The sequence below is a fragment of the Streptomyces sp. M41 genome (genome assembly GCF_043673425.1).
In the GTDB taxonomy this organism is placed as follows: Bacteria; Actinomycetota; Actinomycetes; order Streptomycetales; family Streptomycetaceae; genus Streptomyces.
In genome coordinates, this window is sequence record NZ_JBIMKE010000004.1 from 361,368 (window position 1) to 383,642 (window position 22,275).

General features: G+C 71.7%; 22 protein-coding genes. 7 read left to right on the forward strand and 15 right to left on the reverse strand.

What is annotated here, in order from left to right; all coding sequences use genetic code 11:
* Positions 1–45: 45 nt before the first annotated feature.
* Entirely contained in the window at positions 46–540 is a 495-nt protein-coding gene (gene soxR, locus ACHBTE_RS08190) for a redox-sensitive transcriptional activator SoxR (RefSeq protein ID WP_394722811.1), read from the reverse strand.
* 139 nt (positions 541–679) lie between these two features.
* Here soxR and ACHBTE_RS08195 point away from each other — a divergent pair, with 139 nt between their 5' ends.
* Positions 680–1,141 carry a MaoC family dehydratase gene (locus ACHBTE_RS08195; protein WP_394722813.1) on the forward strand — a complete coding sequence of 154 codons (462 nt, stop codon included), beginning with the start codon at positions 680–682 and terminating at the stop codon, positions 1,139–1,141.
* A gap of 6 nt (positions 1,142–1,147) precedes the next feature.
* Here ACHBTE_RS08195 and ACHBTE_RS08200 read toward each other — a convergent pair whose 3' ends face one another.
* From ACHBTE_RS08200 to ACHBTE_RS08210, 3 genes are all read right to left on the reverse strand, one after another.
* Positions 1,148–1,771 (reverse strand): TetR/AcrR family transcriptional regulator, encoded by a 624-nt coding sequence (locus ACHBTE_RS08200; RefSeq protein WP_394722814.1) that lies wholly within the window; start codon positions 1,769–1,771, stop codon positions 1,148–1,150.
* Between the two features lie 117 nt (positions 1,772–1,888).
* The gene (locus tag ACHBTE_RS08205; protein WP_394722815.1) at positions 1,889–2,176 is read right to left on the reverse strand and encodes a YiaA/YiaB family inner membrane protein; all 288 of its coding nucleotides are present in this window, start codon (positions 2,174–2,176) and stop codon (positions 1,889–1,891) included.
* 106 nt (positions 2,177–2,282) lie between these two features.
* Positions 2,283–3,434, reverse strand: a complete 1,152-nt coding sequence (locus ACHBTE_RS08210; RefSeq protein ID WP_394722817.1) for an acyl-CoA dehydrogenase family protein — start codon at positions 3,432–3,434, stop codon at positions 2,283–2,285.
* 153 nt (positions 3,435–3,587) lie between these two features.
* On the opposite strand from ACHBTE_RS08210, the gene ACHBTE_RS08215 reads away from it, so the two are divergent.
* The 3 genes from ACHBTE_RS08215 (at position 3,588) to ACHBTE_RS08225 (ending at position 6,121) form a co-directional block, all read left to right on the forward strand.
* Positions 3,588–4,238, forward strand: a complete 651-nt coding sequence (locus ACHBTE_RS08215; RefSeq protein WP_394722819.1) for a TetR/AcrR family transcriptional regulator — start codon at positions 3,588–3,590, stop codon at positions 4,236–4,238.
* 102 nt (positions 4,239–4,340) lie between these two features.
* Positions 4,341–5,051 carry an ArsR/SmtB family transcription factor gene (locus ACHBTE_RS08220; RefSeq protein ID WP_394722820.1) on the forward strand — a complete coding sequence of 237 codons (711 nt, stop codon included), beginning with the start codon at positions 4,341–4,343 and terminating at the stop codon, positions 5,049–5,051.
* A 119-nt stretch (positions 5,052–5,170) separates the two neighbouring features.
* Positions 5,171–6,121 carry a DMT family transporter gene (locus tag ACHBTE_RS08225; protein ID WP_394722821.1) on the forward strand — a complete coding sequence of 317 codons (951 nt, stop codon included), beginning with the start codon at positions 5,171–5,173 and terminating at the stop codon, positions 6,119–6,121.
* On the opposite strand, the gene ACHBTE_RS08230 is transcribed toward ACHBTE_RS08225, so the two are convergent.
* From ACHBTE_RS08230 to ACHBTE_RS08280, 11 genes are all read right to left on the reverse strand, one after another.
* On the reverse strand, positions 6,113–7,438 hold the full coding sequence (locus tag ACHBTE_RS08230) for an MFS transporter (RefSeq protein ID WP_394722822.1): 1,326 nt from the start codon (positions 7,436–7,438) through the stop codon (positions 6,113–6,115). The genes ACHBTE_RS08225 and ACHBTE_RS08230 overlap by 9 nt on opposite strands.
* Positions 7,439–7,687: 249 nt before the next feature.
* Entirely contained in the window at positions 7,688–8,770 is a 1,083-nt protein-coding gene (locus tag ACHBTE_RS08235) for a Zn-dependent alcohol dehydrogenase (RefSeq protein ID WP_394722823.1), read from the reverse strand.
* Positions 8,771–8,792: 22 nt separating this feature from the next.
* Positions 8,793–10,181 carry an aldehyde dehydrogenase family protein gene (locus ACHBTE_RS08240; RefSeq protein WP_394722824.1) on the reverse strand — a complete coding sequence of 463 codons (1,389 nt, stop codon included), beginning with the start codon at positions 10,179–10,181 and terminating at the stop codon, positions 8,793–8,795.
* Between the two features lie 152 nt (positions 10,182–10,333).
* Entirely contained in the window at positions 10,334–10,813 is a 480-nt protein-coding gene (locus ACHBTE_RS08245; RefSeq protein ID WP_394722825.1) for a DUF3574 domain-containing protein, read from the reverse strand.
* 67 nt (positions 10,814–10,880) lie between these two features.
* Entirely contained in the window at positions 10,881–11,555 is a 675-nt protein-coding gene (locus tag ACHBTE_RS08250; protein ID WP_394722827.1) for a class F sortase, read from the reverse strand.
* Positions 11,542–12,198 (reverse strand): hypothetical protein, encoded by a 657-nt coding sequence (locus ACHBTE_RS08255; RefSeq protein WP_394722828.1) that lies wholly within the window; start codon positions 12,196–12,198, stop codon positions 11,542–11,544. The genes ACHBTE_RS08250 and ACHBTE_RS08255 overlap by 14 nt, the downstream gene beginning before the upstream one ends.
* 100 nt (positions 12,199–12,298) lie before the next feature.
* Positions 12,299–13,534: an MFS transporter gene (locus tag ACHBTE_RS08260; protein ID WP_394722829.1), complete on the reverse strand. Its 1,236-nt coding sequence runs from the start codon at positions 13,532–13,534 to the stop codon at positions 12,299–12,301.
* A 31-nt stretch (positions 13,535–13,565) separates the two neighbouring features.
* Positions 13,566–14,999, reverse strand: a complete 1,434-nt coding sequence (locus tag ACHBTE_RS08265) for a CitMHS family transporter (RefSeq protein WP_394722830.1) — start codon at positions 14,997–14,999, stop codon at positions 13,566–13,568.
* Positions 15,000–15,139: 140 nt separating this feature from the next.
* The gene (locus ACHBTE_RS08270; protein WP_394722831.1) at positions 15,140–17,377 is read right to left on the reverse strand and encodes a molybdopterin oxidoreductase family protein; all 2,238 of its coding nucleotides are present in this window, start codon (positions 17,375–17,377) and stop codon (positions 15,140–15,142) included.
* Positions 17,378–17,480: 103 nt separating this feature from the next.
* Positions 17,481–18,095 carry a TetR family transcriptional regulator gene (locus ACHBTE_RS08275; protein WP_394722832.1) on the reverse strand — a complete coding sequence of 205 codons (615 nt, stop codon included), beginning with the start codon at positions 18,093–18,095 and terminating at the stop codon, positions 17,481–17,483.
* Complete coding sequence (locus ACHBTE_RS08280) at positions 18,092–18,748, reverse strand: hypothetical protein (RefSeq protein WP_394722833.1); 657 nt, start codon at positions 18,746–18,748, stop codon at positions 18,092–18,094. The genes ACHBTE_RS08275 and ACHBTE_RS08280 overlap by 4 nt, the downstream gene beginning before the upstream one ends.
* A 150-nt stretch (positions 18,749–18,898) precedes the next feature.
* Between ACHBTE_RS08280 and hmgA the strand changes: the two genes are divergently transcribed.
* Genes hmgA through ACHBTE_RS08295 form a run of 3 tightly spaced genes read left to right on the forward strand, consistent with a single transcriptional unit; the run spans position 18,899 to position 22,197 of the window.
* Positions 18,899–20,251, forward strand: a complete 1,353-nt coding sequence (gene hmgA / locus ACHBTE_RS08285; protein WP_394722834.1) for a homogentisate 1,2-dioxygenase — start codon at positions 18,899–18,901, stop codon at positions 20,249–20,251.
* A 27-nt stretch (positions 20,252–20,278) separates the two neighbouring features.
* Positions 20,279–21,028, forward strand: coding sequence for a GntR family transcriptional regulator (locus ACHBTE_RS08290; protein ID WP_394722835.1), 750 nt, complete (start codon positions 20,279–20,281; stop codon positions 21,026–21,028).
* 26 nt (positions 21,029–21,054) lie between these two features.
* A complete protein-coding gene (locus tag ACHBTE_RS08295; protein WP_394722836.1) occupies positions 21,055–22,197 on the forward strand; it encodes a type ISP restriction/modification enzyme in 1,143 nt (380 codons plus the stop codon).
* The last annotated feature ends 78 nt before the right edge of the window (positions 22,198–22,275 follow it).

Here is a 22,275-nt window from a genome sequence, read left to right on the forward strand (position 1 = left end):
CGCCCCGGCACGAGCGGGCGGTCGCTCGCGCCCGCACCGCACCCGTCACCCGGTCCTGCCCGGCCCGCGCTGCTGACGGCCTCCCCCCTGCTCCACCATCAGCCGCGACCCCGTCAGCCGTTCGCCGAAGACGTCGTCCGGGTTGGACAGGACGCAGGTGTCGAGGGAGAGGCAGCCGCAGCCGATGCAGTCGGTCAAGTGATCGCGGAGGCGGTTGAGTTGCCTGATGCGCTCGTCCAGTTCCGAGCGCCACGCCTCGGACAGGCGGGCCCAGTCCTCATGGGTCGGCGTGCGTTCCTCGGGGAGCTCGGCGAGGGCGTCGCGGATCGTGGCCAGGGGGATGCCGACACGTTGCGCGGCCCGTACGAAGGCGACCCGGCGGAGGGTGTCACGGGTGTAGCGGCGCTGGTTGCCCGTGGTGCGGCGGCTGCTGATCAGCCCCTTGGACTCGTAGAAGTGCAGGGCGGACACGGCGGCGCCGCTCCGGGCGGACAGCTGGCCGACCGTGAGCTCGTGGATCTTCTCGGGGATCTGGGGCACGGCCCAAACTTACCTACCGCGTCATGGCCCCGGTCCGTTGACAGGGGCCCCGCCCGCTAGCATGCTAAGCAGTTGCTTAGACATAGTTCTCTGGAATCAGACATAGCTCTCTGGAAAACGCGACGCGAGAGGCCTGGACATGGCAGAGCCGAGGATCTTCACCTCCGCCGACGACCTGAAGGCGGCGGTGGGCGAGCAGCTGGGGTACACGGACTGGCTGGAGATCGACCAGAAGCGGATCGATCTGTTCGCCGAGGCCACGGGCGATCACCAGTGGATCCATGTCGACCCGGAGAAGGCGGCCGCCGGCCCCTTCGGCACCACCATCGCGCACGGGTATCTGACCCTGTCGCTGCTCCCGCTCTTCGGGCCGCAGCTCCTTCGGGTCGACGGCATGAAGATGGGTGTCAACTACGGCACGAACAAGGTCCGTTTCCCCGCCCCGGTACCGGTCGGGTCGCGGCTGCGCGCCACCGCCACCATCACCGGCGTCGAGGACGTCACGGGCGGCATCCAGCTCAGTGTCGCGTTCAGCGTGGAGCGCGAGGGCGGGGACAAGCCGGTCTGCGTCGCCGAGTCCGTCGCGCGGTACTACCTCTAGCCGACGCTACTTCGCCCCGACCATCCGCAGGACGAGGTCGGCGTACAGCGCGCCGACCTCGTCCGGGGTCCAGGGCCCGTCGACGTTGAACCAGCGGGCCACGTCGATGCAGAGGGACAGGACCGCCAGGGTGGTGCCCTTCACGTCCAGCACGTCGAAGTCGCCCGCCGCCACGCCGTCCTCGATGATCGCGCGCACCTCGGCGTCGCACTGCCGGCGCAGCGCGAGGATCTCGGCGCGGGCGTCCGGGCCGAGCGAGTCCAGTTCGTACTGCACGACCCGCGCGGTGGTACGCCCCCCGGCGTGCCAGCGGACGAAGGAGCCCACGGCGTCGGAGAGGCGCTCGGCCGCCGTGCCCTCACGCCGGGCCGCCGTCCTGAGGATGTCCAGCGCCTTCTCGTGGCCGATCCTGCTGATGCGGTGGAGCAGCTCTTCCTTGGTCTTGTAGTGGATGTAGAGCGCGGCCGGGCTCATGCCGGCGCGGCCGGCGATGTCGCGGGTCGTGGTGGCGTGGTAGCCGCGCTCGGCGAAGGCCTCCACGGCGGCGATCAGCAGCCGCCGGGCCGCGTCGGGCGTGACCTCACCCCACGCCGACGTCTCGCCGCCGGCCGTGTCCTCCGCCGTACTCATCGCTCAATCGCCCCTCTCGAAGACAGAGCCCCCACCATACCGCCGATACTGAGCGAGCGCTTAGCGAGGCGGCCGGTCGGGTCAGCCCGGTCCGCGGCGAGGCTGTACGGCCGCGGCTCAGATCTTCTCGAAGGGATCGTGCTCGGCGAGCAGCTTCTCCAGGCGCGCCTGGTCGACGCGGCTCACGACCTGCCCTGCCTCCTGTCGGTCGCGGATGACCTTGGCGAGGGTGAACGCCGACGTCACCAGGTAGAGGACGGCGATCGCGAGGAAGCCGCGCACCCAGGCGTTGGCGTTCAGCTGGTAGATGCCGATGCCGGTGGCGGCCATGGCGACCGCGAAGGACGCGACGGACTGGCCGTAGAAGGCCGCCGTGTTCTGCTGCTTGACGGGTGTGTCACTCATGGGGAACAGCGTCGCGGTTTGTGGCCCCGACCACATCCGCCGAAATACTCACCCAGGTACTCAGAATCAGAGACCCGGAATCGGAAGGCCGGTACGGAAGGCCGGATCAGAAGGCCGAAACCCCCGTCAGCGCACGGCCGATGACCAGCTTCTGGATCTGGCTCGTGCCCTCGTAGAGGGTCATCACACGGGCGTCGCGCAGGAGCTTGCCCGCCGGGTACTCGTCGATGTAGCCGTAACCGCCGAAAACCTGGAGGGCGTTGTTGGCGGCGCGCACGGCCGCCTCGGAGGCGAAGAGCTTGGCCTTGGAGGACTCGACGGCGAAGGGCTGCCCGCGGTCGATCAGGTCGGCGACCCGCCAGGTCAGCAGCCGCGCCGCGTCCACGTCCACGGCGATGTCGCTGATCAGCTCCTGGACCAGCTGGTGACGGGCGATCGGCTTGCCGAACTGCTCGCGTTCACCGGCGTACTTGACGGCCGCGTCCAGGGCGGCCTGGGCTATGCCGACGCAGCCCGCCGCGACCGACATCCGCCCCTTGGCCAGAGCCGACATCGCGATCGAGAAGCCCTTGCCCTCCTCGCCCAGCATGGCCGCCGCGGGGACCCGCACATCCTCCAACACCAGCTCGGCGGTGGCCTGGCCGCGCAGACCGAGCTTGCCGTGGACGGTGCGGCGGGTCAGGCCGGGGGTGTCGGTGGGGACGAGGAAGGCGGAGACGCCCTTGTGGCCGGGCGCGTCGGTGGAGCGGGCGAAGAGCAGGACGACATCGGCCCAGGTGCCGTTCGTGATGAACATCTTGGTGCCGTTGATGACGTAGTCGTCGCCGTCCCGGACTGCTCGGGTGGCGAGGTTGCCGGCGTCGGAGCCGGTGCCCGGCTCGGTGAGGCCGAAGCAGCCGACCAGCTCGCCCGCGGTGAGCCCGGGCAGCCAGCGGCGCCTGTGCTCCTCGCTCCCCCACGCCGCGACCGTCTTGGCGACCAGGCCGAGGGAAACCGACACGATGCCGCGCACCGAGGAGTCGCCCCGGCCCAGCTCCTCGGTGACCAGGCAGTACGCGAGGTGGTCGCCGCCGCAGCCGCCGTACTCCTCGTCGATCGTCAGGCCCAGGAAGCCGACCTCGCCGAGCTTCTTGACGATCGAGCGGTCCACTTCCTCGGCGCGGTCCCAGGCGACGGCGTTCGGGGCCAGTTCACGCTCCACGAAGTCCCTGGCGAGCCGCCGGACGGCGGTCTGCTCCTCGCTGAGCTCCAGATTCATGCCGAGTCACCCCACTGACGGTGGACACCGATGAGCCGTACGTCGACAGCCGTACGTCGACGGCTGTGCGTCGACAGCCGCACGTCTACAACCCTCACGTCGATAGCTGTACGTTTAAATTAGCACTGCTAGTTTCCGTTGGGCACCCCTACTATGTGCGCCATGGCCCGACCGCGCAAGCCCCTCCTCAGCTACGACCGGATCGTCGAGACGGCACGCGCGCTCGTGGACGGCGAGGGCCTCGCGGCCGTCTCCACCCGCCGGCTCGCCTCCGAACTGGGCGTGAGCGGGCCGTCCCTCTACAACCACTTCCGCACGAAGGACGAGATCCTGGAGGCGGTCGCCGACTCGGTGAGCGCCCAGGTCGATCTGTCGATGTTCGAGGACGGCCGGGACTGGCGGACCGCGCTGCACGACTGGGCCGTCTCCTACCGGGCCGCCCTGCGCGACCATCCCAACATCGTCCCGGTGCTCGCCCACGGGCCCGGCCGCCGCCCGGCAGCACTGCGGCTCGCGGACGCCGCCTACGGCGCGATGGTGGCCGCGGGCTGGCCGCCGGCGCAGGCCACGTCCATCGGCGCGCTGATGCGGTACTTCATCATGGGCTCGGCGCTCGGCTCCTTCGCCGGGGGCTTCGTGGGCGACGCGAGCGCGTACGATCCGGCCGACTACCCCCACCTCGGCCAGGCCCACCTCCTCGCCGAACAGCAGGAGAAGATCGACGAACGCGCCTTCGAGACGGGCCTGACGGCCCTGCTGGACGGGCTGGCGCTCCAGTACGAGCAGCTCGGGCGGGTCGGCTAGCGGGGGGGGCGCGCTCGGCGGGACCCCCGGCCCCACGCACACGCAGGTTCGGGCGCGCACCCTTCGGCCGTCGCCGAAGTGTTCGTGCCGCATGCTGGACGCATGACCACCAGGGACCCCCAGGCATCGCAGCTGGCCCGGTTCGCCGGGCTCATCGCCGACGAGACGCGGGCCGCATGTCTGCTGGCACTGCTCGACGGGCGGGCGTGGACCGCCGGGGAGCTGGCGCGGCATGCCGAGGTCGCCGCGTCCACGCTCAGCGAGCACCTGGGCAAGCTCGTCGCGGGCGGGCTGCTCACCGAGGAGCGCCAGGGACGGCATCGGTACGTACGGCTGGCCGGCGCGCCGGTCGCCCAGCTGATGGAGGACCTGGCCGCACAGGTGACCCCGGGCGCCACCGCACGGCCGCGCGGCCTCAGGCAGTCCAGCGCGGGTTCGGCGATGGCCCGCGGTCGCACCTGCTACGACCATCTCGCCGGGCGGCTCGGCATCGCCGTCACCGACGCCCTGACCGCGCGCGGACTGCTGCGCCAGGACACCGGGTTCGCCCTCACCGACGCCGGCCTCGGATGGTTCGACTCGACCGGCATCGGCCTCGACCGCACCGGCCGCCGGCCGCTCGCCCGCTCCTGCCTCGACTGGACCGAGCGCCGGCCCCATCTCGCCGGCGTCGCGGGCGCGGCCCTGTGCCGGCACGCGCTGGACGCGGGGTGGTGTGTGCGGATCGGTTCGGAGCGGGCCGTGAAAGTGACCCCACCGGGCGAGCGGGCCCTGGCGGAACTGCTCGGCATCGAGGCGGGGGCGCTGCGGTGAGGCGGGCTGGACGGCTCCGGGGTGCCTGAGCGGGTGCCTGAGCGGTTCGCCCACCCCCTCCCAGCACCCCGTCCGAAATCCGCAGGCGTCGCGCCCCCTCCCCTCCTAGCCTCTGGAGCATGATGAACGTCCCCCCAGCCCACCCCGCCCGTCGTACGGAGCTGCTTGCCGCCGGTGCGGCCGGTGTGACCGTGGTGATGTGGGCCTCCGCCTTCGTGTCGATCCGCAGTGCGGGTGACGAGTACTCGCCGGGCGCGCTGGCGCTGGGGCGACTGCTCGTCGGTGCCGTGGTGCTGGGTGGCATCTGCCTCGTACGACGCGAGGGGCTGCCGCCGAGGGCGGCCTGGCCCGGCATCGCGATATCGGGACTGCTGTGGTTCGGGTTCTACAGCGTCGTCCTGAACTGGGGCGAGCAGCAGGTGGACGCCGGTACGGCGGCGCTCGTCGTGAACATGGGGCCCATCCTCATCGCGCTGCTGGGCGCCCGGCTGCTCGGTGATCCGATGCCGCCGCGGCTGCTGGCCGGGATGGCGGTGTCGTTCGCCGGTGCGGTGACCGTGGGGCTGTCGATGTCGGGCAAGGGCGGCTCCTCGGTGCTGGGCGTGGTGCTGTGCCTGTTCGCCGCGATCGGGTACGCGGGCGGAGCCGTGGCGCAGAAGCCGGCGCTCGGCCACGCGAGCGCCCTCCAGGTGACGACGTACGGATGTCTGGTCGGCGCGGTCGCCTGTCTGCCGTTCGCCGGGCAGCTCGTCGACGACGTGGCCCACGCCTCCGTCCCGGCGACCCTCAACCTGGTCTATCTGGGCGTGTTCTCGCTGGCTCTCGCCTTCACGACGTGGGCGTACGCCCTGGCCCGGACGACCGCCAGCCGGATGGGCGCGACGACCTACGCGGTGCCCGCGCTGGTCGTGCTGATGTCGTGGCTGGCGCTGGGCGAGGTGCCGGGGCTGCTCACGCTGGCGGGCGGTGTGCTGTGTCTGGCGGGGGTCGCCGTGTCGCGGTCCCGTGCGCGGGCCGCTCGGGTCGTGGCGGCGGCGCCGCGACCCGAGCAGACCCGCGAGTCAGCGTGAACGCGCCCTGTCAGCCAGGACCTTGATGGACAGCAGGGCGATCACCGACAGAGCGATGATGTAGCCCGACACCGCCATCGAGGTGCCCGTCGTCTCCAGCAGCAGCACCATGACGAACGGGGCGAGGCCACCACCGGCCACGGCCGCGATCTGGTAGCCGAGGGAGGCGCCTGTGTAGCGCATCTCGGGCGTGAACAGCTCGGCGAACAGGGCCGCCTGGGGGCCGTACATGATGCTGAGGAAGCAGCTGGCGACGAAGGTGCCGACCGCCAGCCACAGCAGTGAGCCGGTGTCGATCAACAGGAACAGCGGTACGGCCCACAGCGCGATGCCGGCCGCGCCTAGCGCGTAGATGCGGATGCGGCCGACCTTGTCCGAGAGCGCGGCGGCGGCCGGGATCAGCACCAGCTGGGTGAGGCTGACACAGAGCGAGACGGTGAGGACCGCGCTCTTCTTCATGTCGAGTTCCCGGGTCGTGTAATCGAGGACACCGGTGATCAGGATGTAGAAGGTCGCGGTGTTGACCGCGAAGGAGCCGCCGGCGAGCAGGACCGTGCCGAGGTGGTGGCGCATGATCGTGCGCAGCGGGCTGCTGCCCTGCTCCGTCTTCTCCTTCTCGGCGAGCGCCCGCTCGGCCTGCCGGAATTCGGGGGTCTCCTCGACCCGGGTGTGGATGTACCAGGCGAGGACGAGGACGAACAGGCCGATCAGGAACGGCATCCGCCAGCCCCAGGAGGCGAACGCGGAGTCGCTGGTGAAGGCCCCGGCGAGCAGGAAGACGGTGTTGGCGGTCACGACGCCGATGGGGACGCCGAGCTGGACGACGCTGCCGTAGACACCGCGCTTGCCCTCGGGGGCGTACTCGGTCGCGAGCAGCATCGCGCCGCCCCACTGGGCGCCGACCGCGACGCCCTGGGCGATGCGCAGGACGACGAGCAGGATCGGGGCGGCGACGCCGATCGTGTCGTAGGTCGGGAGCAGGCCGATGCCGGTGGTGGCGAGGCCCATGAGGGTGAGCGCGAGCACCAGCATCGGCTTGCGGCCGCGCTTGTCGCCGAGCTGCCCGGCGACGATGCCGCCGAGGGGCCGGGCCAGGAAGCCGACGGCGAAGGTGGCGAAGGAGGCGAGCACTCCTGCGGTGGGGCTGCCGGCCGGGAAGTACAGGTCGCCGAGGACCAGGGCGGCGGCGATACCGAAGACGAAGTAGTCGTACCACTCCACGGCCGACGCGAGGGCGGCGGCCGTGGCGACACGGCGGCGGTTGCCGACGGCTGGAGCGGTGGTGGCGAGCGGCTGGGCGGAAGGTGCCGTGTCCATGCGTGCACACTCCGGTGGGTGCGGGGGACGGAATGGGGGGTGGCTCGGGTTCCGGGGAACGTACTGACCGGACGGTATGTACGTCAACGGTTGGTACGCAGGAGTTTTTGCCGGCGCATGGCACGAAGCGGCGGGCGCGGGCATGCCGACGGCCCCGGCCTCGCTCGAGGCCGGGGCGCGCGGAAGGCGGGGCGGGGGCCCGCCCCAGGTCAAGGCGTCGCGGGGCAGGCGGGACTTCGCGGATACGGCCTAGAACACCACCAGCGCCCGGCCACCCTTGCCCGCGAGCATGTTCTCGAATGCCGCCGGGATCCCCTCCAGGGCGATCCGTTCCGTCACCAGCGCGCCCAGGTCCAGGCGGCCCGCGCGGACGTGCTCGGCCAGCACCGGCACGTCCCGCGCGGGGTCGGAATTGCCGTAGACGCAGCCGGCGAGGGTGCGGCCCCAGTGGAAGATCTCCAGGGCGTTGAAGGTGACCTGCTGGTCCTTGCCGCCGATGCCGACGACCGTGGTGCGACCGCCGCGGCGGGTGGAGTCCCAGGCGGCGCGGATCGTGGTCGCGCGGCCCACGCACTCCACGGCCACGTCGACGCCGTGCCGGTCGGTCAGCCCCCGGATCTCCCGGGCGGTGTTCTCGGAGGCGAGCACGTAGTCGGTGGCGCCCGCCGCGCGCGCCAGCTCTTCCTTCTCCGGCGAGACGTCGACGGCCACGATCCTGGCGGCGCCCGCGATCCGGGCCGACTGCAGGGCGGCCAGCCCCACGCCGCCGACGCCGAACACCGCGACGCTCTCCCCCGTCTGGACCCCGGCCGAGTGGTGCACGGCGCCATAGCCGGTGAGGACGGCGCAGCCCAGCAGGGCGGCGTCGGTCAGCGGGACGCCGTCCGGGGCGGGCAGGACGCAGGCGGCCGGTACGACCGTCTCCTCGGCGAACGCGGCGACGTTCAGGCCGGGGTGGAGTTCGGTGCCGTCCGCCGCACGGGCGTGGACGTTCGCGGCGCCGTTCAGCGCGTTGGCGCACAGCCAGACCTCGCCGAGCGAGCAGGCGTGGCAACTTCCGCAGGACGGGGCCCAGTTGAGGACGACACCGGCGCCGGGCGCGAGATGGGTGACGCCCGCGCCGACGGCGACGACCGTGCCGGCGCCCTCGTGGCCCAGGATCGCGGGGACCGGGACGCGCATGGTGCCGTCGGACAGGGACAGGTCGGAGTGACAGACGCCGGCGGCGGCGAGCCGGACGCGGACCTGACCGGGGCCGGGGTCGGGCAGGTCGATCTCGGTGACCTTCAGCGGGGCACCGATGGCGGGCAGGACGGCGGCACGGACGGCCATGAGGGGTGACTCCCTTGCCGGGTCAGAACTGGAGGGACTTGGTCTGGAGATACTCGGCAAGGCCGTGGGCGCCGAGTTCACGGCCCACGCCCGACTGCTTGTAGCCGCCGAAGGGGGCGAGCGGGTTGAACCGGCCCCCGTTGATGTCGACCTGTCCGGTGTCCATACGGCGGGCGAAGGCCACGGCCTCGGACTCCTGTGCCGCCCAGACGGCGCCGGCGAGGCCGTAGACCGTGCCGTTGGCGATGCGCAGCGCTTCGGCCTCGTCCTCGTACTTCAGGATCGTCAGAACGGGGCCGAAGATCTCCTCCTGCGCGACCGTCATGTCCTCGGTCACGTCGGCGAGGACGGTCGGCGCGACGAACCAGCCCCGCTCACGCGGCGCTTCGGGGCCGCCCGCGACGAGCCGCGCCCCTTCGGCGATCCCCGTCCGGATGTAGCCGAGCACGCGCTCCTGCTGTGCGGCGCTGACCACCGGCCCGATGCGCTCGCCGTACTTCGCGGCGGCTGCCGCGGCCAGTTCCACGGCCTCGTCGTAGCTGTCCTGGTGCACCAGCATCCGCGTCCAGGCGCTGCACGTCTGACCGGAGTTGGACATGACGTTGGCCACGCCGACGTTGACGGCCTTGGCCAGGTCCGCGCCCGGCAGGATGACGTTGGCGGACTTGCCGCCCAGCTCCAGGGCGACCTTCTTGATCGCCGCGCCCGCCACCGCGGCGAGGCGCCGGCCGACGGCGGTGGAGCCGGTGAAGGAGACCAGGTCGACGCCCGGGTGCTCGGCGAGCGTCTGGCCGGCGATCGGGCCTAGGCCGGTGACCAGGTTGAAGACTCCCGCGGGGACGCCCGCCTCGTGCACCGCCTCGGCGAAGAGCTGGGCGACCAGCGGGGTGTTCTCGGCGGGCTTCAGGACGACCGTGCAGCCGGCGGCGAGCGCGGGGGCGGCCTTGGCGACGATCTGATGGAGCGGGTAGTTCCAGGGTGTGATGGCGCCGACCACGCCGACGGGCTCGTGGTACACGGTCGAGTTGCCGACCTTCTCCTCGAAGGAGTGCGTCGCGGCGAGTTCGGCATAGGAGCCGGCGACAGCGATCGGGACGGCGGCGTGGACGGCCTGCGAGAACTTCAGCGGTGCGCCGAGTTCGGCGGTGACCGTCTCGGCGATCTCGTCCTTGCGGGCCTCCAGGACGTCCCGCAGGGCGGCCAGCCGTGCGGCCCGCTCGGCGGGCGGGGTGGCGGCCCAGCCCGGCAGGGCCGCGCGGGCGGCTCGTACGGCGGTGTCGACGTCGGCGGCGGTGCCGGCGGGGACATGGTCGATGACCTGCTCGTCGGCCGGGTTCACCACTTCGATCACGTCCCGGCCCGCGGCGGGGCGCCAGTCCCCGTCGATGTACATGCCGTCGTGTGCCTTCATCGCGCTTCCTCCCGGGCGGGGCGCCTCGTCGTCAGGCTGTCGTCGTACGACTCACAAACTAGCGGCGATAGTTTTTGAGCGCCAGATGCACCCGTGAGAGATCAGAAGGCCCGGTGCGATCACCGGTCCCTCCAGGTGGGATCACGGAGCCGTCAGAAGTCGACCTCCACCTGGTCGTCCACCCTCCCCACCGCCTCCTGCCCGAATGTTTTCTCATAGGCCCGGCGGATCTCCTCGATGTTCCGGTCGACGGGGCCGGCCGCCGCCGGCGGATACAGCAGGATCAGCTCGTACGACCGTTCCTTCTCGATGGTCCCGCTCGCGTCCCGCCACTGTCCGCGCCCGCTCTGCACGGTCAGTCCGTCCGGGAAGTCCGGCGTGACCTCCTTGTCGACGAACGCCATGAACTGCTCGTCGGTGACCGCCGGCCCACCGTCCGGGCGCGCGGTGCCGAAGAACAGCCGTGTCTCGGCGTACGGCTCCCCCCGGGACGGAGTCGGTGACCCGGAGGCGGCCGAGGCCGGTGTGCCGCGGTCGTCGTCGAGGGTGGCGTAGGCGGTCGGTGCCCCGACGGCCAGCAGGAGCCCCATGGTGGTGAGAACGGACCGGGTTCGGGTGAGACGCAGGTTCATGCGCCATGGCTAGCCGTGCCGCCCCGTCTTCACGCCTGCGTGTGCCCGGCGCGGGGAGGCATCGGGGTCACTTCACAGCGGTCAGATGCGCGAAGACCACCACGTTGCTGGTGTAGCCGGACTGCCGGTCGAAGAGTCCGCCGCAGGTGATCACGCGCAGCTCGGGGCGGCGCGGGGAGTTGTAGACCTCTTTGTCGGGAAAGCTCGCCTTGTCGTAGACCTTCACCCGGTCCACGGTGTAGACGGCGGTACGGCCGTCCGCGCGCCGCGCCTCGATCCGCTTGCCGCGCTTGACCGAGGCGAGCCCGGCGAAGACGGCGGGGCCGGTCGTGGTGTCACGGTGTCCCACCGCGATGGCGGCGCCCTGTTCGCCGGGCGTCGCGCCGCCCCGGTACCAGCCGATCAGCTTGGGCTTGTCGATCGGCGGTGTCTCCAACTCCCGTTCCGCGGTGAGCCCGAGGCCGATGATCGGGGCGTCGATGCCCAGGGACGGGATGCGCAGCGAGGTCGGCCGCGAGCGCGGCAGGGGGCGGGGTGGAGGGGTGGGCGGGGTGGAGGCGGCGTGGGCCCGGCCCGCCGCGACGGTGTCGGGGTCGTCGCGTCCGCCCGGCGCGGTCACATCGCCGCCTCCGTCGCACCGGGCCACCACCGACACCAGGACGACCGTGAGCAGAGCCGTCCTGGTGAGGCGGTAGGCCCGGGTCCGGTGCCAGGGCCTGCGTCTGCGCCTACGCGGCACCATCGGTCTGCCGGCGGTTCCTCCGGACGTACACGGCACCGCCGACGGCGACCAGACCCACGGTCGCGGCAGCGGTCACCGGCGCATACGCGGCAGCGGTGTCGACGAGGCCGCCGCCACCCGCGTGCACGCCGCCCTTCGGACCGTGCTCACCGCGCCCCCATCCCTCGTCGTTGCGCTCACCGCGGTCCTCGATACGGTTCTCGGGACCGTGCCTGCCCTCCCGCTTGTCGCCGCACTTGACGCGGAAGAGCTTTCTCTTGGTGTTCGTGACGTCCACGGTCCAGGTGATCATGTACTGGCCGTCCGCCAGCCCCAGCAAGTCGGTGTGCCCGGCGCCTCCCGCGAGCTGGATGGTCCCGGTGACGGTGGCGGCGCTGGGCAGCGGAGGCTGCGGCGTGATCGTGTACTCGATCGTGGGGAGGGTGTCGAAGTTGACAGCGTCGAGATAGAACCGGCAGACCACCGACTCGTCGTCCGGGGTCCCGTAGGGCATGCCCTCGCTGTGGATCCTGATGTCGCCGTTCGCCTGGGCCGACGCGGTCGGCGCCGCCACCCACGAAGCGCCCGCCGCGGCGAGGGCGGTGAGGACGACTGTGGCGCCCGCGCGGGCGCGGAACGTACGTGAGGGTGTCAGGGTCGGCATGCGCGCTCCTCTGATTCAGACGATTTTCATACAAATCGCTCCTTCGCCTGACTCTCCGCTACGCGCACTGCGACTCGCCGCACCGATGTCCGGCGCGTCGTCAAAGTTCGCTCGTCCGGCTCAATCCCGAGCGCTTCGGCTCCTCCCGCGGGGCCGGCCCGGGCCCTTCCGGCCGCTTCGGCGTCCGCACGGCGATGCCCGCCGACAGCAGCAGCAACACCCCCAGCATCAGGAAGGGCGCCGCCACTCCCGCGACCCCCGCGACCAGACCCGCCGAGGCCGGCGCGGCGACCTGGCCGAGGCGGTTGCCGGTCAGCCTGAGGGCGAGGGCGGTGGAACGGGCGCCCTCGGGGGCCGCCTGGACGACCGTCGTCATGGACAGCGGCTGGCCGACGCCGAGACAGAAACCGAGCACCGCCAGCATCAGCGCCAGCCCCCACACCGGCACCGGCAGCGCGATGCCCGCGCACAGCAGGGCCGCCAGCAGACAGGTCACCGTCAGCAACAGGGTGCGGCCGAGCAGCCGCAGCAGCGGCGTCAGGACCAGCCGGCACGCGATGGTCGCCGCCGCGCGCAGGCTGAGCAGCAGGCCGATCACCGACGGTGCGATGCCCCGGTGCTCGCCGACCACCGGGAGGTAGGCGGTGAGGATGTCGGTCGCGGACAGCACGGCGAGGCTGATGAAGATGCCGGCCGGCACGCCACGGGCGCGCAGGATGCCCCGTACGGGAACGCGTTCACCGCGTCCCGCGCGGGACTCGGCGGCTGTACGGCTCTCTATGCGCCACAGCGACGTGAGCGCGACCGCGCCGCCCGCGCCCGCAACCAGCAGTGCGAGTGCGCTGGTTGCCGCCATGTCCCGGCCGCCGATCAGCGCGCCCGCGGCGATCGGGCCGACGAGTTGGCCGAGGGAGGCGCCGATGGTGAAGTGGCCGAAGTTGCGGTCCTGTTCGTGCGCGGCGGACCGGCGGGCGACCAGGGACTGGGCCCCGATGACGAAGCAGAGATGGCCGAGGCCCATCACTCCGCTCCAGATCGCCATCACCCACAGGGAGTTCGCCATGCCGCTCGACGCGCAGCCGCCGGAGATGAGGACGACTCCGACGGGCAGCAGGGGCGCACACCGGCCCTGGTCGGTACGGCGGCCCAGCGGGACGGCGGCGAACAGCGGGAGCAGGGCGTACACGCCCGCGATCACACCGATCGCCCGCTCGTCGGCGCCCAGCGCGAGCGCCCGGTAGGAGACGGCGGGCCGGGCCATGGACACCGCCCCCTGCGCGAAGCTGAAGGCGATGACGAGGCGGAGCAGCCAGCCGCGGTTCCCACCGGGCGCCATGGATCGTGTCCTTCCACAAAGGTCGGCCGGGTCAGATGATTCCGAACAGCATTCCTGCCGCGAGGATGACGAGGCAGGTGAGCGCGGCCCACTTCACGACGAACCTGGTGTGGTCGCCGAACTCCACCTTGGCCATGCCGACCAGGACGTAGACGGCCGGGACGAGCGGGCTCGACATGTGCAGCGGCTGGCCCACCAGCGAGGCGCGGGCCATCTCCAGCGGGGTGACGCCGTGGGCGGCGCCGGCCTCGGCGAGGACGGGCAGGACGCCGAAGTAGAAGCCGTCGTTGGACATGAAGTAGGTGAGCGGGAGGCTCAGGACGCCGGTGACGAGCGCCATGTGCGGGCCCATGCCCTCGGGGATGACGTCCACCATCCACCTGGCCATGTGGTCCACCATGCCGGTGCCCTGGAGGACGCCGGTGAAGACGGCGGCGGCGAAGACCATGCCGGAGACGTTCAGGACGTTGTCGGCGTGGGCGGCGAGCCGGGCCTTCTGGTCGGGGATGTGCGGGAAGTTGACCGTCAGGGCGAGCGCGGCGCCGAGCAGGAACAGCACCGGGATCGGCAGCCACTCCATGATCATGGCGGTGAGCAGCGCGACCGTGAGCAGCGCGTTGAACCAGTAGAGCTTGGGGCGCAGGGTGGCGCGGTCGGGGTCGAGGACCTGGAACCGCTCGGCGTCTCCCTCCCCGTCGTCGCCCTCGGCGTCGGTGCCGGAGCCGGCGCCGGCGCCGCCGGTCGCCTTGCCCGTACCGGAAGCACCGGGGCCGGAACCGGCGCCGACGAGAACCGTCTCGGTCTCCTTCTCCTCGGCCTTCTCCTCGACCAGGACCTGCTCCAGCGTCAGCACACCCAGGCGCTTGCGCTCGCGCAGGCCGAGGAAGTACGAGAGGACGAAGACGGCCACCAGACCGACGGCGAGGGCCGGGATCATCGGGACGAAGATGTCGCTGGCGTCGAGCTTGAGCGCGGTGGCGGCACGGGCGGTCGGGCCGCCCCACGGCAGCGTGTTCATCACGCCGTTGGCCATCGCGGCGACACCGGTCATCACGACCAGGCTCATCTTCAGGCGCTTGTACAGCGGATACATCGCCGAGACGGTGATCATGAAGGTGGTCGAGCCGTCGCCGTCGAGCGAGACGATCGCGGCGAGGACCGCCGTGCCGACCACGATCCGCATCGGGTCGGCCTTGCAGAACTTCAGGATGCCCCGGACGATCGGGTCGAAGAGGCCGACGTCGATCATCACACCGAAGTAGACGATCGCGAACATGAGCATCGCCGCGGTGGGGGCGAGGTCGGTGACGCCGTCGAGGACGTAGTCACCGAGCTTGGCGCCCTTCCCGACGAAGACGCAGAACAATGCCGGGATCAGCACGAGCGCCGCGATCGGCGACATCTTCTTCATCATGATCAGGACCAGGAAGGTCGCGATCATGGCGAAGCCAAGGATGGTCAGCATGAGTGGATACCTAACGTTCGCCCTTGAACGACCCCACCAGGGCCGGCGGTGCGATGACGTTAGGTCCCGTCAAGCAGCGTTAACAAGACGTTGACGTGCGAGCAATAAGCGCAAAACTGCTGGTCAGAGCTTTGCGCTGCTCACAGCGCTGATGCCGTGGCGAGTTTTACCGGTACGCCGTTGAGGACCGCGTTGCCCGACAGCGGGTCGAGCAGGCTGCCGTCGAGGAGCTGGTTGACGTTGACGCCGGGGTTCTTCAGCGCATGGTTCAGCCGGGTGCCGGGGCGGTTGTGGCCCCAGCCGTGTGGCAGGCTGACGACTCCGGGGCGCACCGCGTCGGTGACCTCGGCCTGCGTGACCACCTCCCCGCCCGCGCCCTTCACGCGCACGGACGCCCCGTCCCGCAGCCCGAGCCGCTCGGCGTCCTCGGGGTGGATGTGCAGGGTGCAGCGGTTGGTGCCGCCGGTGAGGGCGGGCACGTTGTGCATCCAGCTGTTGTTGGAGCGCAGATGGCGGCGGCCGACCAGGACCAGCCCGTCGGGGCGCTCCCGCAGCGCCGCCCGGAGGCGGGGCAGGTCACCGGCGATCGGCTCCGGCAGCAGCTCCACCTTGCCGCTGACGGTCTTCAACGGCTGCGGCAGGCGGGACTTCAGCGGCCCGAGGTCGATGCCGTGCGGATGCGCCAGCAGCTTCTCGAGGGTGAGGCCGTCCGGGCGTACGCCGAAGCCGTCGCCGTAGGGGCCGAGGCGCAGCATCATGTCGAGCCGCCGCTCGGGGCCGGTGTCGCCGGTGAGCCGGGCGGCGAGTTCCTGGGGGTCGCGGCCGTGGACGGGTGAGTGGCCCTCCTTGACGGACTTGCCGAGGGTCTGTCCGATGACCAGGTCGTCCACCGCGGACGGGTCGGCGCCGTGCATGCCGGTGGCGGCGAGGATCAGCCGGGCCAGTATCTCCGTCTCGGCCATGCGGCCGGGCTCGAGCGGGATCGCGGGGCGGGTGTAGCGGACCTGGTTGCGCACGGCGAGGGTGTTGAAGGCGAAGTCGTGGTGCGGGCTCTGCGAGGGCGGGGGCGGAGGCAGCACGACATGGGCGTGGCGCGAGGTCTCGTTGAGGTACGGGTCGACGCTGACCATGAAGTCGAGCGAGCCGAGGGCCTTGTCGAGCCGGTCGCCGTCGGGGGCCGACAGGACGGGGTTGGCGGCGATGGTGATGACGGCCCGGACGGGCTCGCCCTCCTCGGTGGCCGTGTCGATCTCCTCGGCGAGCGCGGAGAGCGGCAACTCGCCCTTGGCCTCGGGGTGTTCACTCACCCGGGAGTGCCAGCGCCCGAGCGTGAAGCCGTGGCCGGGCCCGGCGGGGCGGGGGGTCCGGTCGGTGGCGGCCTGTGGGAAGAGGGCGCCGCCGGGGCGGTCGAGGTTGCCGGTGAGGATGTTGAGGACATCGACCAGCCAGCTGGCGAGGGTGCCGTGCGGGACGGTGCAGCTGCCGATGCGGGCGTAGACGGCGGCGGTGGGCGCGGCGGCGAGGTCGCGGGCGAGCGCGCGGATCGTGCCGGCGTCCACGTCGCAGACTTCGGCGGCGGCTTCCGGGGTGAAGTCGCCCAGGGCCGCGCGCAGTGCGTCGAGGCCGTCCGCCCAGGGCGCGAGGTCCTTGAGGTCGACGAGGCCCTCCTCGAAGAGGGTGTACGCCATCGCCGCGAGGAGCAGGGCGTCGGTCCCGGGGCGGATGGCGAGGTGCCGGTCGGCGAGTGCGGCGGTGCGGGTGCGGCGCGGGTCGATGACGGTGAGGGTGCCGCCGCGCGCCTTGAGCGCCTTGAGCTTGCCGGGGAAGTCGGGGGCGGTGCACAGACTGCCGTTGGACTCCAGCGGGTTGGCGCCGATCAGCAGGAGGTGGTCGGTGTGGTCGAGGTCCGGTACCGGGATGGCGTTGGCGTCGCCGTAGAGCAGTCCGCTGGAGACGTGCTTGGGCATCTGGTCGACCGTGGAGGCGGTGAAGAGGCTGCGGGTGCCGAGCCCGGCGATCAGCACCGGCGGGTACAGGGCACCGGCCATGGTGTGCACATTGGGGTTGCCGAGCACGACGCCCACCGCGTTCGCCCCGTACCGCTCGACGACCGGACGGATCCCCGCGGCCACCGCGTCGAAGGCCTCCTCCCAGGTGGCCTCGCGCAGCTCGCCGTCCTTGCGCACGAGCGGGGCACGCAGCCGGTCGGGGTCGCCGTCGACGGCCCCGAACGAGGCGCCCTTGGGGCAGATGAACCCCTTGCTGAACACGTCGTCACGGTCACCGCGGGCCCCCGTGACCCGGGCCCCCTCCACGGTGAGCGTCAGGCCGCAGGTGGCCTCGCACAGGGGGCAGATGCGCAGTGCGGTGCGGGACACGGGTCCTCCCGGGGTGGCGGCGACGATGGCGCGCGAACTCCCACCGAGCATACCGACCGGTATGGATGGTGGGGAGGGTTTGCCGGGAGCGGAGTTGAAAACGTCAGTCCAGGACCCTTCCCAGATACGCGCGCAGCAGCTCGCGGGCCTCCTCGATGATCCGTTCGTCGCCCTGCGGGGCCATGCGGAAGGCGAGGTGGACCAGGGTGTCGGCGGTCTCGACGGAGACGAGGAAGACACGGCGCAGATCCTCGTCCGGCTCACGGCCGAGGTAGCCGGAGAGCAGCTCCGTGAGGCGGTCGGCGACGCGATGGTTGGGTTCGCCGCGGGTGCCTACCGGGATCTGGTTGCCGAAGTCGACGAGCGAGAAGCCCGGCGCGGTGCGTTTCATGGCGAGGTACTCGTCGAGCACCGCGTCCATGGCCGCGCGCCAGCCCCCGTCACCGTCGCGTTCCAGCCGTTCGGTGACGCGGGCGGAGTAGCGTTCGAGGTTGCGCTGGGCGAGGGCGTCGGCCATCTGGCGCTTGTTGCCGAAGAAGCGGTAGACCGAGCCGATGGGCACGCCGGCGCGCTGGGCGACGGCCCGGGTGCTCAGGTCGTCGTAGCCGACCTCGTCGAGGAGGTCGGCACAGGCGTCCAGGATCCTGGTGAGCCGTTCGGCACTGCGCCGCTGCACGGGCGCCCGGCGTAGCGATGCGGGATGGGGCACGCTGTTCATGATGCCTTTCCGGCTCGGTCCGGTGAACCTCGGCCCTCATCAGTACGGTCACGGTTGCCCGGTGCACTCACCGCGGGGCCGGAGGGCGTCGGCGCCACGGCCGTCCCGGCCTCCGACGCCGTGATGTCGGCGGTGCGCTCCACGGGCGCGCCGTCCACCGCCCACACCGTGCCGTCGTCCGCGTAGAGCCGGACCGTGATGTGGTGCGTGCCGCGCGGGACGAGGTCGGCCGGGAGGCGATGCCCTGGGGTGCGCAGTCTGGCGACGAGACGGCCGTCCACGAAGAGATACGCGAGGCCGCGGCCGGCCACCGCCCGGGCCCGCGCTCCGGCGGGCGAGAGCCGGAAGCCGCGCAGCGTCAGCCGTACGTCCCAACCGCCGCCGCGGTCGACACCTTCGGCAGCGCCTTGTGCGCCCCCGCCGCCCGCCACGTCCGGCTGCACCTCGATGCCGACCTCGGGCGCCCGGCCCTCTTCCACCTCGCGGTAGTGGCGCCCGTCACTGTCGGTGTCGTCGAGGACTTTGCCCGCCGGAGACGGCGCCGCCATGTCCGCCTCCCGCTCGCGGGCAGCGTCGGATCCGCAGCCCACGGTTCCGGTCAGCAGCAGGACACAGACCGCGAGCGCGGCGAGAGAAGTCCGCGTGCACGACATGCCCGGGAGACTAGAACACACCTACGACAGCCGGATCCCCCTCGAGGCGGGTTCCCGTCGTCCCTCCGGGTGAGGTGCGGCCGATCTCTTGCGCTCTGGAAATCGCAATCCTACGGTGAAGCATAGGAATCAGATCCCGAGGGAGCGATCATGAGCGATGCGGGTACCTCCCGCGCGACTTTGTCCGAGCGTGGGGGAATGCGGAAGACCGCGGAGAGCCTGACCTATATGTCCGGCTTCGGCAACGAGCACAGCTCGGAGGCGGTGCCCGGCGCCCTCCCCGAGGGCCGCAACTCGCCCCAGCGCGCCCCACTGGGCCTGTACGCCGAACAGCTGAGCGGTTCCGCGTTCACCGAACCGAGGGCGCACAACCGCCGCTCGTGGCTGTACCGCATCCGCCCCTCGGCCGCGCACCCGGCGTTCACCCGCACGGACAACGGCGCGATCCGTACCGCTCCCTTCACGGACTCCGTGCCGGATCCGAACCGTCTGCGCTGGAACCCCCTGCCCGAGCCCGCGCCCGGCACGGACTTCCTCGCCGGCCTGTGGACCCTGGGCGGCAACGGCGACGCGACCCAGCGCACCGGCATGGCCGTGCACCTCTACCACGCCAACGCCTCGATGGACCGCGTCTTCAGCGACGCCGACGGCGAGCTGCTGATCGTCCCGGAGCGCGGCGGGCTGCTGCTGCGCACGGAGTTCGGGATGCTTCATGTGGAGCCGGGGCATATCGCGCTGATCCCCCGTGGGGTGCGCTTCCGCGTGGAGCTGCTGGACGATTCCGCTCGGGGTTATGTGTGCGAGAACTATGGGGCCCCCTTCCACCTCCCCGACCTCGGCCCGATCGGCGCCAACGGCCTCGCGAACGCCCGGGACTTCATGGCACCCGTGGCCGCCTACGAGCAGGTCGAGGGCCCGGTGGAGGTGGTGAACAAGTTCTGCGGAAACCTCTGGACGGCGACATACGACCACTCGCCCCTCGATGTGGTCGCATGGCACGGCAACCATGTGCCGTACGTATACGACCTGCGCCGTTTCAATGTGATCGGCACCATCTCGTACGACCACCCCGACCCGTCGATCTTCACGGTGCTCACCTCCCCGTCGGACACACCGGGGCTGGCCGGTGTCGACTTCGTGGTGTTCGCGCCGCGCTGGCTGGTGGGCGAGGACACCTTCCGGCCGCCGTACTTCCACCGCAATGTGATGAGCGAGTACATGGGCCTCATCGAGGGCGCCTACGACGCGAAGGCTGAGGGCTTCGTGCCCGGCGGCGGCTCGCTGCACAACATGATGTCGGCGCACGGCCCGGACCGGGAGACGTTCGACAAGGCCAGCGCCGCCGAGCTGCGGCCACAGAAGATCGACGACGGCCTGGCGTTCATGTTCGAGACGCGCTGGCCGGTGACGCTCACCCCGCACGCGGCCGGGGCGCCACACCTGCAACAGCGCTATGACGACGTCTGGCAGGGCATGGAGCGGCACTTCCGCCCCTTGCACTGACCATTCCCGACCGGTACGGATGGGCCCGTGACCTCCTTCGCTCCGGACTCGATCGTCCTGAACCGCAAGCTGCCGCTCTGGTACCAGGTGTCGCAGTCGCTGCGGGCCTCGATCCTCGGCCGCTCGCCCCAGGACCCGCTGCGCCTGCCCACCGAGGAGCAGTTGGCGGAGCACTACGGCGTGAGCGTGCTGACCATGCGGCAGGCGCTGAAGGAGCTCGAGGACGAGGGCCTGATCACCCGGCACCGCAGACGCGGCACGTTCATCGAGCCGGACGCCCGCCGGGGCGCCCCCGTGCGGCTGCTCGGCTCGGTGGACGCGATCGTGGCCCAGCAGTCCGGCATGGCGACCGAACTGCTGGACCACGGCCCCGCACCCGTGCCGGCCGAAGTCGCCGAGTTCTTCCCGGACGTCGAGGAGGTGGCGACGTTCCACCGGCTGCGCAGTGACGAGAAGACGGGCGAGCCGACCAACCACGCCCGTAACTACGTCCGCCCCGAACTGGCCGCCCGCATCGACCTGGACGACCTGGTCCGCTGGCCGATGACCAAGGTGCTGCGGGATGTCGTCGGGGCGGACATCAGCCGCATCACGGACACCGTCGAGGCCCGGCTGGCCGATCCGGAGACGGCGAAACTGCTCCAAGTCCCGCTGCTGAGCCCGATCCTGCACTACACAGGTGTGACCTACGACGGGGACGGCCGGGTGCTGGACGCTGCGGTCATCCACTACCGGGGCGACCGGTTCTCCTTCACGGTGACCCTGGAGGCCAACTGACCCCCGGGGCGCGGCCAGGTCGTACGATGCCCAGCGTGACGCACGACGACGCGCCGCCGCTGGCGGACCTCATGCCGTGGTCCGTCGCACCGCCACGGCTCGGCCGGGGGTGGCCGACGGGCCCCGACCCGGCGTCCCTGAAGGCCCGCTGGGACGCCTTGGTGAAGGCCGAGGGCCCGGATCGGGAGACCCTGCTGGAGCCGACGCGCTCGCGCACCCTGCACTCGGCGGTCGGACAGCTGCCCGGCCGGTCCACCGGCACGGAGAGACTGAGCCGCGCCTCGGGCCCGTGCGCGGAGCCGGTACGCGTCCTGCACGCGCCGTTCGACGAGCAGTGGCTGATCCCCGACCACCGTCTGATCGACGCCGCCCGCCCCGAGTTGTGGCGGGTGGCGGACGAGCACCAGGTCTTCGTCGTGGAGACTGCGGAGTCCGGCCTGCTGGCGACCTCCTTGCTGCCGCTGGTCCGGCCGGGCCGCGTCCGCCCGCTGTACCGCCGCCCCGGCGGCACGGAACCCAATCTGGCGCCGGGCCTCCTGGAGCATCTGCGGGACCGCCTCGGCGGGGCGGTCGAGCCGCTGGACGTCCTCGCCTGGATCCTGGCGGCCGTACGCCCCGACCTCACCGTCCCGCTCACCGACGACCCCGGGCTCTGGGCCCGGGGTGTGGAGTCGGGCCGCCGCGCCCTGTGGCTGATGCGTCGCGACGGCGACCGCCCGAAGCTGCCCGGAGGCCGCCGCCCGTATGTCCGAGCGCCCCTCCCCTGCCGTCCGCTGACGCTCGCGTACGACCGCGACGAGGAGGCCCTGCTGCTGGACGAGGGCCGTATCTCGCCGGTCCCGCCCGCGGCCTGGGACTTCGAGGTGGCGGGGGTGAAGGTGCTGGAGCAGTGGTTCACCGCCCGGGTCGCGGAGCCCGAGCCGGGCACCCTCGCCACGATCCGCCCGGCGACCTGGCCGCAGCCGTGGACGTCGGAGCTGCTGGAGCTGATCACGGTCCTGGCCCTGCTGGCGGAACTGGAGCCGCTCGACCAGGAGTTGCCGTCGGCCGTCTCCACGGCCGACCTCCGCGACGCCGGCGTTCTGCCGGTCCCGGGGTCGGCACGCCGCCCGGCGTCGGTCCTGGACCACCACGAGGAAGGCCCGGAGGGCCAGTTCGCGTTGCTCTGACCGGCCTCAGGGACGCGCGACCGCGTCGACAGGCGGCTCCGCGGCGCGGACGCGACCGGCCTCGACGGCCGCCGCGGA